The following is a 10,643-nucleotide window of genomic DNA, read 5'->3' as shown; positions in this document are numbered from 1 at the left end:
CCGTCAGCAGACGCAACGACGCGAACGCGTAGGCACGCACCGTGGTGGTCGCCGTGGCGGCTGCCGTCACGGCGCCCTCGGACGCGGACCCGTTCCTGCGGAACGTCGGCAGGTGGAAGCCGGAGGTGCGGTGCGGGTGCTCGTGCACAGCCATGATCGTGGTCCTTTCGAGGTGTCGGATCGTTCGTTGCACCGCTCACTCTGGTGCGGCGGGACGTCTGTCACCTGATGCCGTTGGTCCGCCGTCGGCGGGCTGAACGGCCCCTTCCGCAGGGCCTGTTGGGCCTCCGGCAGAACAGGCTCCGGTCAGCGCGCGGCTGTGCGGCGGACGGCCGCCGGCACCCAGGACCCCCACGTTCCAGGACGCGACGGACCCGCAGTCACCGAGGTGCGTCGGTGACTGCGGGTCCGGTCTTCACGCATGGTGTGTCAGTGGTGAACGGGTGTCCGCCCGGCCGGCCGGTGCGTGTGGACCACCGACGAGACCGACCGCCGCCGCGGGGTCCGACGGGCGCGCATCCGCAGCACCAGCGCGTCGAGCGCGGCGCCGACCACGACGGTGAGCGCGGTCGCGATCACCAGCAGGACGGCGAACTGCCTCCAGAACTCCGGTGTCAAGGTCGTACCCACGGTGTCCACCTCCTCGTCTCGGTCGAGTACTGCTCTCGGTTTCATCGAACCGCGCCGGACGCGACGGCACAGGGTGCCGCAGGGCCCCCCGGGGGCGCCGGTCGGCCCGTCCCGCAGGCCGGGTGGCCCATGGCAGGGCGGGACCCACCGGGACACGCTGGAGATGGCAGGTCCGCAAGACTCTCTGGAGGCACGCCATGAACGCTTCCCCCACCACGAGCATGCCGCGGGCTCTGCCCGCGCAGCACCGCGAACGGCTGATGACGCTCGCACGGGAGGTGTCGATCCCCCAGGGCACCCGGCTCTTCGAGGAGGGCGCCCGCGCCGACCGGTTCTGGATCATCCGCACCGGCACGATCGCCCTCGACATGCGCGTGCCCGGCCGCCGGGCCGCCGTCATCGAATCGCTGGGACACAACGAACTCGTCGGCTGGTCCTGGCTGTTCGGCCCGCACTCCTGGCACCTGGGCGCCGAGGCGACGACACCGGTACGCGCCTGGGAGTTCGACGCCACGGCCGTACGCACCCTCTGCAAGGACGATCCCGAGTTCGGTATGACCGTCTCCCAGTGGGTGGGCGACATCGTGGCCCACCGGCTGCGCTCGGCCCGTACCCGGCTGCTGGACCTGTACGCCCCGTACGGCAGCGGAGGCATGCGGTGACCGCGCCGATGAACCCCCGCGAGGGAGGAGTGACCATGCATGGATCACCGCACATCGTGAGCGACGTGATGACCCGCACCGTCGCCACCGTCGTCCGCGGGGCCGCTTTCAAGGACATCGTCCGCACGATGCAGGAGCGGAAGGTCAGCGCCCTGCCCGTGCTCGACGCGGCGGACCGCGTGATCGGGATCGTCTCGGAGGCCGATCTGCTGCCCAAGGAGGAGTTCCGCGACAACGACCCCGACCGGTACACGCAGTTGCGCCGGCTGGCCGATCTCGCGAAGGCCGGCTCGGTGACCGCGGGCGAGCTGATGACCTCGCCCGCGCTGACCGTGAGCCCGGGCGCGACCCTCGCGCAGGCCGCGCGGACCATGGCTCGGGCCAAGGTCAAGCGACTGCCCGTCGTCGATCACGCGGGCCGGCTGGAGGGCGTCGTCAGCCGGGCCGACCTGCTGAAGGTGTTCCTGCGGGACGACGAGGAGATCGCGGAGGAGGTGCGCCGCGAAGTGGTGGCGTACCTGTTCCCCGGTCCCGCGTCGGCGGTCCGGGTAGAGGTGCGGGACGGGGTCGTAAAGCTCGGTGGCCGGGTGCGGGACACGTCCCTGGTTCCCGTGGCGGCGCGGCTCGTCCGAGGCGTCGAGGGGGTCGTGGACGTGGAGTTCGGACTCGACGAGCCCGACGGCTCCGCGGAGTGAGCAGTACCGTCGGAGCGCAAGCCGTTGCCCCGCCGGCCACCGACGGCCGGCGGGGCAACGGCGTCTCAGCCGGTCCTGCGCCCCCACCGCGCGGCGGCCCGCTCCCACTCCTCGCCCCACTGGTCGGTGGCCCGGCGCTCCACCCTCAGCCGGATCAGGCGTCCACCGGCGAGCACGAACAGCCCGCCGGCCAGCCCGGCTCCCGCACCGGCGGCCACCACACGCGCCGTCGCCACGGACGGGCTCGGGGGCTCACTCATGAGGTGGCCGTGCCCGTCCGTCCACACCGGGACCGTGCCGCCGACGTCCGTTCCGGCCTTCACGTCCGTCGTGGTGGTGCGGACGGTCCCCTGCGCGTCGGTCCAGCGCACCTTCGCCTTCACGCGGTTGTAGTCGACCCCGACGCCCTTACCGCGCGGCACGGTGGTGAGGAGCACGGCGGTCGCAGGCCGGCGTTCCGCCGCGTCCCGCGCCTGCGCCGCCGCCACGCTCTGGGCGCCGGCCACACCGGCCACGGCCCCGGCCGTCGTCGCGAGCGCCCACGCACCCAGCACGATCCACGCTTCCACCGCGTCGCTGTGCCGACGCAGTTCGTTGCGCCGCCAGCGCCACCCCAGGACCTTCACGCGCTTGATCTTCCGCATCGGTCACACCCCCTCACGGGCATCATGAAGACGAGAACATGAGGACGGTCCCACCGGGTGATCGCCGCCGGGAGGGGCCGCCCGACCGTCGCGCGGGGGCCGGTGAGGACACGCCGGAAGGGCCGGTTGGGCCGGTCGGCCCTAGTGCTTCCGGTCCGGGCGCGTGATGATCGTGGTCACGGACGGCGCGCAGTCCGTTCACATTCCGGGAACAAGGGGTCGAGATGGCCGAGGCACGCACCTTCACCGCACAGGATCCGATCCGTGTGTTCCTGCTGGACGACCACGAGGTCGTGCGACGTGGTCTGTCCGACCTGCTGGACGCCGAGGAGGACATCTCGGTGGTCGGCGACGCGGAGAACGTCGAGCACGCGCTGGTGCGGGCCCCCGCGGTGCGCCCGCACGTCGCGGTCCTGGACGTACGTCTCCCCGACGGCAACGGCATCACCGTCTGCCGCGAACTGCGCGACCAGATGCCGGAGTTGGCCGTCCTGATGCTGACCTCGTTCGACGACGAGGACGCCCTGCTCGACGCCATCATGGCCGGGGCCTCCGGCTATGTGCTCAAGCAGATCAAGGGCTCCGACCTGATCTCGGCGGTGCGGACGGTCGCTTCCGGGCAGTCGATGCTGGACCCCGCGACGACGGCCCGCCTGATGCGCTCGCTGCGCGCCGAACCCGCCCAAGCCCCGGAGATCGCACCGGAGTTGGCGAGCCTGTCCCCGCGTGAACGGGAGATCCTCGCCCTGATCGGGGACGGTCTCACCAACCGCGAGATCGGCAAGAAGCTGTATCTGTCGGAGAAGACCGTCAAGAACCACATCTCCCGGCTGCTGGCCAAGCTGGGTGTCCAGCGCCGGGTGCAGGCCGCCGTGCTCGCCTCGCACCTGGAGCAGCCCGAGTCGGGCGACCGTTCCGGCAACTGAGCCGCCGCGCCGGGCCGTCCGGCGGGCTCCCAAGGCCGAACGGCCCCTCCTCCTGGTCCTCCTGGCGGGACCACGCTGGGCAGGAACAGCGAACAGCCCGGCCGCTCTTGGGGGGCGGGGCGGGGAGGAGTCCACATGTCCAGCACGGTTCTCGACGTGCCGACCCTGGAGACGCTGATCGCCGCGTCCGTAGCCGCACCCTCGATCCACAACACCCAGCCCTGGCGGTTCCGGCTCGATCCGGACACCGTCACGCTGGAGATCCGGGCGGTCGCGGAACGCGGCCTGCGGTACACCGACCCGTCAGGACGCGCCCTGCACGTCTCGGTGGGGTGTGCGCTGTTCAACCTGCGCGTGGCGGTCGCCCACCACGGCTGGGAGCCCGTGACCCGGCTCCTCCCCCGGCCCCACGAGCCGGACCTGCTGGCCACCGTACGGCTCGCCGGAACCGCACGGTTCTCGGCGGCACCGCGGTTGTACGACGCGGTGTGGCGCCGGCACAGCAGCCGCTTCCCGTTCGCCGACCGGCAGGTGCCGGCCTCCGTGCTGGCCGAACTGACCGAGGCGGCCCACGCGGAGGGTTCGGTGCTCGACCTCCCCGGCCCGACGGAGACCGACCGGCTGCTGCGGCTGACCCGGGAGGCGGAGCAGCGCAACACCGCGGACTCCGACCGGGCGGCGGAGAGCCGCCGCTGGGTCCACCCGCCCAACGGCGACGCGCTCGGCATGCCACCGGAGGCGGTCGGGCCGCAGGACTTCCGGGAACAGATCCCGATGCGGGTCTTCACCTCCCAGCGACACCCCATGACCCTCGTCGCCCGGCCCTTCGAGAAACGGCCCTCCATCGCCGTCCTGTCCACCCTGCACGACCGCCGGACGGACTGGCTGCGCGCCGGCGAGGCACTTGAGCGCGTCCTGCTGGTGGCCACCGCGCACGGTGTACGGGCTTCCCTGCTCCACCAGGCGCTGGAGTGGCCCGACCTGCGCGAGCAGCTCGCGGACAGCCGGCGGGCGCACGCCCAGATGGTGCTCCGACTCGGCTACGGGCCGCAGGGGCCCGCGTCACCGCGTCGTGGGGCACGTCAGGCGCTGAGCGAGGAGGCGCGGCTCGCCCGGCACGCCTGACAGCCTGGTCGCCCCACCGGGTCCGGGCCTCGCGCAGCGCCGGTCGGCGGGAAAACCAGTGACCGGTAGAACGCCAGATGGCGTTCTACCGGTCACTCTCTGTTCCGGCGGTTCTGCTCTCGTCTCGGTAGGCGTCCGCAGGCGTCAGCAGTGGACGAGGGCAACGGGGCAGTCCGCCTCGCGCAGCGCCGTCTGGCAGACCGGGTCCAGCGGCAGGCCCACGAGCCCGAACCGGCCGCGCGCCCCGACGACGAGAAGCTGGCTGTCGGCACTGGCCTCGACGAGGGCCCGGCGGGACCGGTTGCGAGGCCGACGGCACCGCAGGGTGACGTCCGGGTACTGCTCGCGCAGCCCGGCCAGGGCGCCGGCGAGCGCGACGTCCTCCTCGTCCTCGGTCGCGGCAGGGGAAGACCCGCCGTAGGGACGTGCGGCGGGGACGTTCCGCAGTTGCACGGCCACGAGGTCCGTCCCGCGTGCCGAGGCCTCGGCGAAGGCGAATTCGGCGGCTCCGCGCAGCGTCGACGTGCCGTGGACCACGAGCAGCACCGGACCGACGGGGTTCGGCCTGCCGCGCACGACCAGCAGCGGACCGGACACACGCGCCGACAGGCGCCTGGCCAGCGATCCCTTGCGCAAGGTGCGGTACCCGTGCGCGCCGTCGGCTCCGACGACCGTCAGCGACGCGGTGCGCGACTCGCCCTCCAGTACGTTCTCGGGCTCGCCGACGAGGACTTCGCGCGAGATCCGCACGCGCGGTGCGGCGTTGTGGGCGTGCCGCTCGGCCTCCGCCAGCGCACCGCTGTTCGACGCGTGCCCACCGGTCCCGTCCGTCTCCCAGGCGGGAATGCCGTACCGCCCTGCCGCGGCCGGCCAGCCGACCACCTGCGTCAACTCCAGGCCGACGCCGAGCCGTTCGGCCGCCTTCGCGGCGGCTTCCACCACCGCCAGATTCGACCGCGAACCGTCCACTCCCACGACCACCGGGCCACTCATCACAGTCCACCCCTCTCCAGGCACCCTCCCCGATCGGAAGCGGCGCTTCACCGGACTCCAGAGTCGTGCGGTCGCCGGGGCGCCCACAGGGGCCGGACGGTCCCCGTCGGCCCACCGACCGGCCCCCGTGCCCGTGCCCGTCGGACCGACGGTTCTCCGGGCGACGCGGCGACCGGATCCACAACGCCGAAGGGCGGGGCGACGGACGGCCCGTGCCGTCGATCGTCGTCCCGCTCTTGATCTCGGTGCTCGGTGCTCAGTGCTCGGTGAGCCGGGAGCCGTCCGTGCGCAGGACGGCCAGGCGGTTGCGGTACTCCTCCTCGTCGATCTCCCCGCGGGCGAACCGGTCGGCGAGCACCTGCTCGGGCGGGGGCGATCCGAGGGAGTGCGGACGCTGCGAGGTACGGCTCAGGTTGCGGATGAGGAGGAAGGCGATGGTCACGAGCAAGGCCCACAGCAGGACCGAGCCGACCGACATCGCGAACCAGTCCCATCCGCTCATGCCGTGTTGGTTCCAGTACGTCATCACGGGGGTCACATCCTCAGAAGTGCGGGACAACGGCGACAGGGCAGTCGACGTCGTGGATGGCGGCGTGGGTCACCGGACCGACGCGGCGGCCGACCGGCCGTTCCACGGTCCGGCGGCCGACGACCAGCAGGCTCGCGCCGGAAGCCGCCCGGATCAGCGCGGTCCGGGGCCGGTCCTTGGTCACCGTCTCGACGACCTCGACACCGGCGTACTTGTCGCGCCACAGCCGCAGGGCACCGGCCAGGGCGGCCTGCCGCTCCTCGGCCCGACGCGGGTCGTTGAGCAGGTCGACCTCGCCGGGGCCGAGCCCGAGCACAGGCGTCTGCCAGGCGTGGACGACCCGGAGCCGCGCGCCGCGCAGCCGGGCCGCCTCGAAGGCGAACTCGATCACCTCGTCGCAGGGTGCGTCGAGGTCGACGGCGAGCACCACGTCCCGGTACCCGGGCCGCGGGCCGCTGTCGCCGGTGGCCGGCAGGTGCTCGTCCGCCTCCTCCTCCCCCGCCCGGACCAGAACGACGGGGACCGTGGCACGGGCCACCACCCCCTGTGCGACCGAGCCCACCACGAACCCGGCGACACCGCTCAGGCCGCGCGAACCCAGCACCACCAGTTCGGCGCCTTCGGCCAGCCTCAGCAGCGACGGGATCGCGGGCCCCTCCACCTGGTCGTCGTACAGACGCACGTCCGGGCAGGCGGCCCGGACCCGGTCCTCGGCCTGCTGCAGGGCGCGCCGCGCCAGATACCGCTGGACCGCGCTGTCGGGCTCCCTCTCGCCACGACGCGGATGCCAGTCCCAGGCGTGCACGAGCCGCAGCGGCAGGCCGCGGCGCAGTGCTTCCCGAGCCGCCCATTCGGCCGCGGCCAGGCTCTCCGGCGATCCGTCGACTCCTGCCATGACGGATGCGAGCATGATCGGCACCTCCCCACACTCGGTGTGTTCCTCGGTGCCAGCGTCGTCCGTCCACCGCCGGGGCGGGAGGGGCCGCCGGACCCTGCGCGGGGCCATCCGGCCCCACCGTCTGCCCGGTCAGCCCCTGGGGCGCCGGGCCGCGGAGCGGGACGCTGGCGGTGACGCCGGAGGAAGGATGCCGTGGCTCCCGACCGGGGCGGCATCCGAAGTGCCTCGCGGCCAAGTGAAGGAGACGGTCATGGTTCCTCTCATTCTGATCGGCGCGACCGTGCTGGGCGGCTGCCTGGTGTTCGGCTACAGCTCGTTCGTCGTCGGCTTCTTCCTGATGGTGGTGGGAGTTGTCGGGCTCATCACGTTCATGAGCACCCGCGGTGCCGTGCTGCGCCCGGGTGAGCGCGAGGCCGTCATCGAGGAACGGCACTACATCGGCAAGCACGACGACCACCAGCACTACCGGAGCTGACCGCACCGGCCTCGGAAAGGATCGTTCGTCATGAATGAAGCGCTACCGGCGGTGCATCCGGCCCGGCTGACCGCGCGACTCGATCCGCCGGAGTCCCGCTGGCTGTGGCTGGTGAAGTGGCTGCTCGCCCTCCCCCACTACGTCGTCCTGTTCTTCCTGTGGATCGCGTTCGTGGGGGCGAGCGTCGCCGCCTTCTTCTCGATTCTGTTCACCGGCCGCTACCCGCGTCCGCTGTTCGACTTCAACACCGGTGTACTGCGCTGGAGTTGGCGAGTGGCGTACTACGCCTACGGCGCCCTGGGCACCGACCGCTATCCGCCCTTCACCCTCGCCGACGTGCCCGACTACCCCACGCACTGGGACCTGGCGTACCCGGAACAGTTGTCCCGCGGACTCGTCCTGGTGAAGTGGTGGCTGCTGGCCGTTCCGCACTATCTGATCCTGGGGTTCCTGCTCGGCGGGCTGAAGGTGCCCTGGGCCTCGGGCGGGCTCATCGCACTGCTCGCCGTGTTCGCCGGGGTCGCGCTGGCCGCCACCGGGCGTTATCCGCGCGGGCTGTTCGACCTGGTGATCGGGCTCAACCGGTGGGTGCTGCGCGTGGTCGCGTACGCGGCGCTCCTCACCGACGTGTACCCGCCGTTCCGGCTCGACCAGGGAGGTGACGAACCGGAGGTCGCGTCCTGACCCTCCGGGGCCGCGAAGGCAAGGGACCTTTGGGCCCGGACAAGGCCCCCGTCGGCTCAGGCCACGGCGTCCGTGTCCGGGCCACTGTGATGGCAAGAGGCCGACCAGGGAGGCTGGCATGACCGAACACACCGACGGCTACGGCATCGTGGTGGGCGTCGACGGATCCGAGGCGTCGATGGCCGCCCTGCGCTGGGCGGCCGAGCAGGCCGAAATCCTGCACACGAACCTCGTCGCCGTGCACGCCTGGGAGCCGGCCGCGAGCGGACACGCGCCCTACGCCCCGGCAGCCGCTCGTCCGACGGTCGCCCAGGAGCACGAACGGGCCGTCCGGGTCCTCACCGCCACCGTGCGCGAGGCTCTTGGGCCGCGGATCGACGATGCCGTGCGCCGTGTCGTGGTGGAGGGGCCGCCCGCCCGTGTGCTGCTCCAACAGGCGCGCGGAGCCCTGCTGTTGGCCCTGGGGCGAAAGGCGCGCGGGAACTTCGGGCTGCCCTCGGTGGGCCCCGTGGGCCGCGAATGCCTGCGGCACTCGACGGTTCCGGTGGTGACCGTGCCGGTCGCGGAGCGGCCACGGAAACCGCAGGAAGCCGTCGATTCCCCTTCGCTGGCCGGCAGCGGTGCCCCGTAGTCCCGCAGGACGGGGTGTGCCGTCCGGGTACGAGGGGGTGGGGCCGGTCGGCTCCGGTGCGCGGGCGCTGTGACCCACGGACCGGGGTCCAAGGCCCCATCGTCGTACGAGCGGTCACGGAGGAGGCTCAGGACGTACGCGGTGGCCGGGTGAGAGGCACCGGGCCCACGGGAATCCAGGAGGCGGCGGTCATGAAGCGCATTCAGGAGACCAGGCGCCCCTCGACCCCTCGTCGGCCCGCGCCGCTCGACCTGCGGACCCCGTCCGGACGCCGTCTTCCGTACTGACGGGGCGCCGAGGCGTCACCTCACGAGGACCCGCTCCCCCGACCGCGGTACGACGGCCGTCCAGCCCAGCGCCCGGTCGATACGGTCCCGCAGGGCCTCGGCCGCGTCGGGCTCGCCGTGCACCAGGTAGGTGGTGTGCGGGGCGGGCGCGCCGCGCAGCCAGTCGAGGATCTGGCCCGCGTCCGCGTGGGCCGAGAAGTGCGGTACGTCGGCGATCTCCGCGCGCACCGGGACGTATTCGCCGAACATCTTGAGTGCCTTGGCTCCGTCGACGAGGTCGCGTGCCCGGGTGCCCCGGGCGGCGAAGCCCACCACTATGACGGTGTTGCGCGGGTCGGGCAGCAGCCGCTCCAGGTGGTGCAGGACACGGCCGCCGGTGGCCATGCCGGACGCCGAGACGATGACGGCGGGTCCGGTGGTCCGGCCGATCTCGATCGACTCCTGGACGGTCCGTGCCGCGAGGAACGGCTCGGGGCTCAGCGCGTCCGTGCCGGCGGCCGTGACCTCGGGCCGCAGCTCGGGGGCCCTGGCGAGGACGGCGTCCCGGTAGACGTCCAGCGCGGCGAGGGCCATCGGGCTGTCCACGTACACCGGTACGGCGGCGGGCAGCAGGCCCAGGCGGCGGAGTTCGGCGAGCTCGTGCAGGACGACCTCGGTCCGGTCGAGGGCGAACGCCGGGATGACGACCGTGCCGCCCCTCCTGAGGGTCCGGGTCAGGACGTCGGCGAAGTGGGCCCGCCCGGAGTCCTCCTCGTGGCGGCGGTTCCCGTAGGTCGACTCCATGAGGAGGACGTCCGCGCCGGAGAACGGCTCCGGGGGCCGCAGCAGGGGATGTCCTGGGCGTCCCAGGTCGCCGCTGACCGCGAGGGTGTGCCCGTCCTCCAGGGTGAGCAGCGCCCAGGCCGAGCCGAGGATGTGGCCGGCCGGGTGCAGCGTGAGGCGGGTGTGCGGGGCGGGTTCGGTGGTCTCGCCGGTCGGTACCGGCTCGATGAGCTTGAGGGTGCGGTCGACGTCCGAGTCGTCGTACAGCGGCTGTGCGGGCCGGTGCTTGGACCAGCCGTGCTCGTTGGCGTGCTGGGCGGCTTCCGTCTGGAGCTTGGCGCTGTCCCGGAGCACGATCTCGATGAGACGCGCGCTGTACTCGGTCGTGACGATGCGGCCGTGGAAGCCGTGCCGCACCAGTCTGGGCAGGTATCCGCAGTGGTCGAGGTGGGCGTGGGTGACGACGACCGCCCCGATGTCGGTGGCGTCGCAGGGCAGCCGCCGCCAGTTCATCCGGCGCAGATCGGCGAGGCCCTGGAAGAGACCGCAGTCGACGAGGACGCGGGCGTGATCGCTCTCGACGAGGAACTTGCTGCCGGTGACCGTTCCCACGCCGCCGAGGAAGGTGAGCAGGGCGGGTCTGGTGCGGGCTTGGGCGGGGCGGGCCGGCGGTGGTGCCGGGTTCGGGGTCATGGCGGTCTC

13 protein-coding genes are annotated in these 10,643 nt (G+C 72.7%); 7 read left to right on the top strand and 6 right to left on the bottom strand.

All coding sequences use genetic code 11. The features are described from left to right. Positions 1 to 429: 429 nt before the first annotated feature. Positions 430 to 630: a hypothetical protein gene (locus ACWDEW_RS47785; protein WP_450522500.1), complete on the bottom strand. Its 201-nt coding sequence runs from the start codon at positions 628 to 630 to the stop codon at positions 430 to 432. A gap of 197 nt (positions 631 to 827) precedes the next feature. Between ACWDEW_RS47785 and ACWDEW_RS47780 the strand changes: the two genes are divergently transcribed. After that, positions 828 to 1,292 (top strand): cyclic nucleotide-binding domain-containing protein, encoded by a 465-nt coding sequence (locus ACWDEW_RS47780; protein WP_450522498.1) that lies wholly within the window; start codon positions 828 to 830, stop codon positions 1,290 to 1,292. Between the two features lie 35 nt (positions 1,293 to 1,327). Next, positions 1,328 to 1,987 carry a CBS domain-containing protein gene (locus ACWDEW_RS47775; protein ID WP_450522496.1) on the top strand — a complete coding sequence of 220 codons (660 nt, stop codon included), beginning with the start codon at positions 1,328 to 1,330 and terminating at the stop codon, positions 1,985 to 1,987. A 65-nt stretch (positions 1,988 to 2,052) separates the two neighbouring features. Here ACWDEW_RS47775 and ACWDEW_RS47770 read toward each other — a convergent pair whose 3' ends face one another. Next, entirely contained in the window at positions 2,053 to 2,631 is a 579-nt protein-coding gene (locus tag ACWDEW_RS47770; protein WP_450522495.1) for an Rv1733c family protein, read from the bottom strand. 224 nt (positions 2,632 to 2,855) lie between these two features. On the opposite strand from ACWDEW_RS47770, the gene ACWDEW_RS47765 reads away from it, so the two are divergent. Together ACWDEW_RS47765 and ACWDEW_RS47760 are read left to right on the top strand one after the other, a co-directional pair. Next, positions 2,856 to 3,557: a response regulator gene (locus ACWDEW_RS47765; RefSeq protein WP_450522493.1), complete on the top strand. Its 702-nt coding sequence runs from the start codon at positions 2,856 to 2,858 to the stop codon at positions 3,555 to 3,557. 135 nt (positions 3,558 to 3,692) lie between these two features. Further along, a complete protein-coding gene (locus ACWDEW_RS47760; RefSeq protein WP_450522491.1) occupies positions 3,693 to 4,682 on the top strand; it encodes an Acg family FMN-binding oxidoreductase in 990 nt (329 codons plus the stop codon). 144 nt (positions 4,683 to 4,826) lie between these two features. Here the strand turns inward: ACWDEW_RS47760 and ACWDEW_RS47755 are convergent, their stop codons facing one another. From ACWDEW_RS47755 to ACWDEW_RS47745, 3 genes are all read right to left on the bottom strand, one after another. Beyond that, on the bottom strand, positions 4,827 to 5,675 hold the full coding sequence (locus ACWDEW_RS47755) for a universal stress protein (RefSeq protein WP_450522489.1): 849 nt from the start codon (positions 5,673 to 5,675) through the stop codon (positions 4,827 to 4,829). 256 nt (positions 5,676 to 5,931) lie between these two features. Beyond that, a complete protein-coding gene (locus tag ACWDEW_RS47750) occupies positions 5,932 to 6,201 on the bottom strand; it encodes an SHOCT domain-containing protein (protein WP_450522487.1) in 270 nt (89 codons plus the stop codon). Between the two features lie 16 nt (positions 6,202 to 6,217). Further along, a complete protein-coding gene (locus tag ACWDEW_RS47745; protein ID WP_450522485.1) occupies positions 6,218 to 7,114 on the bottom strand; it encodes a universal stress protein in 897 nt (298 codons plus the stop codon). A gap of 238 nt (positions 7,115 to 7,352) precedes the next feature. Here ACWDEW_RS47745 and ACWDEW_RS47740 point away from each other — a divergent pair, with 238 nt between their 5' ends. The 3 genes from ACWDEW_RS47740 (at position 7,353) to ACWDEW_RS47730 (ending at position 8,892) form a co-directional block, all read left to right on the top strand. Continuing rightward, on the top strand, positions 7,353 to 7,577 hold the full coding sequence (locus ACWDEW_RS47740; RefSeq protein ID WP_450522483.1) for a hypothetical protein: 225 nt from the start codon (positions 7,353 to 7,355) through the stop codon (positions 7,575 to 7,577). 30 nt (positions 7,578 to 7,607) lie between these two features. Next, positions 7,608 to 8,261, top strand: a complete 654-nt coding sequence (locus ACWDEW_RS47735) for a DUF4389 domain-containing protein (RefSeq protein ID WP_450522481.1) — start codon at positions 7,608 to 7,610, stop codon at positions 8,259 to 8,261. Between the two features lie 118 nt (positions 8,262 to 8,379). After that, positions 8,380 to 8,892, top strand: coding sequence for a universal stress protein (locus tag ACWDEW_RS47730; protein WP_450522479.1), 513 nt, complete (start codon positions 8,380 to 8,382; stop codon positions 8,890 to 8,892). A gap of 302 nt (positions 8,893 to 9,194) precedes the next feature. Here ACWDEW_RS47730 and ACWDEW_RS47725 read toward each other — a convergent pair whose 3' ends face one another. Next, a complete protein-coding gene (locus ACWDEW_RS47725; protein WP_450522477.1) occupies positions 9,195 to 10,634 on the bottom strand; it encodes an MBL fold metallo-hydrolase RNA specificity domain-containing protein in 1,440 nt (479 codons plus the stop codon). Between the last annotated feature and the right edge of the window lie 9 nt (positions 10,635 to 10,643).

The sequence above is a fragment of the Streptomyces sp. NPDC001100 genome, assembly GCF_053598575.1.
Note: the sequence above shows the minus strand (reverse complement) of the source record. Positions and strands in the feature narration are given on the sequence as shown.

Bases quoted from the DNA above. Each gene is read 5' to 3' on its own strand.
- ACWDEW_RS47730 (WP_450522479.1), top strand. From the start codon at position 8,380: ATGACCGAACACACCGACGGCTACGGCATCGTGGTGGGCGTCGACGGA.
- ACWDEW_RS47725 (WP_450522477.1), bottom strand. From the start codon at position 10,634: ATGACCCCGAACCCGGCACCACCGCCGGCCCGCCCCGCCCAAGCCCGC.
- ACWDEW_RS47745 (WP_450522485.1), bottom strand. From the start codon at position 7,114: ATGCTCGCATCCGTCATGGCAGGAGTCGACGGATCGCCGGAGAGCCTG.
- ACWDEW_RS47775 (WP_450522496.1), top strand. From the start codon at position 1,328: ATGCATGGATCACCGCACATCGTGAGCGACGTGATGACCCGCACCGTC.
- ACWDEW_RS47750 (WP_450522487.1), bottom strand. From the start codon at position 6,201: ATGACGTACTGGAACCAACACGGCATGAGCGGATGGGACTGGTTCGCG.
- ACWDEW_RS47755 (WP_450522489.1), bottom strand. From the start codon at position 5,675: ATGAGTGGCCCGGTGGTCGTGGGAGTGGACGGTTCGCGGTCGAATCTG.
- ACWDEW_RS47765 (WP_450522493.1), top strand. From the start codon at position 2,856: ATGGCCGAGGCACGCACCTTCACCGCACAGGATCCGATCCGTGTGTTC.
- ACWDEW_RS47770 (WP_450522495.1), bottom strand. From the start codon at position 2,631: ATGCGGAAGATCAAGCGCGTGAAGGTCCTGGGGTGGCGCTGGCGGCGC.
- ACWDEW_RS47760 (WP_450522491.1), top strand. From the start codon at position 3,693: ATGTCCAGCACGGTTCTCGACGTGCCGACCCTGGAGACGCTGATCGCC.
- ACWDEW_RS47740 (WP_450522483.1), top strand. From the start codon at position 7,353: ATGGTTCCTCTCATTCTGATCGGCGCGACCGTGCTGGGCGGCTGCCTG.
- ACWDEW_RS47780 (WP_450522498.1), top strand. From the start codon at position 828: ATGAACGCTTCCCCCACCACGAGCATGCCGCGGGCTCTGCCCGCGCAG.
- ACWDEW_RS47735 (WP_450522481.1), top strand. From the start codon at position 7,608: ATGAATGAAGCGCTACCGGCGGTGCATCCGGCCCGGCTGACCGCGCGA.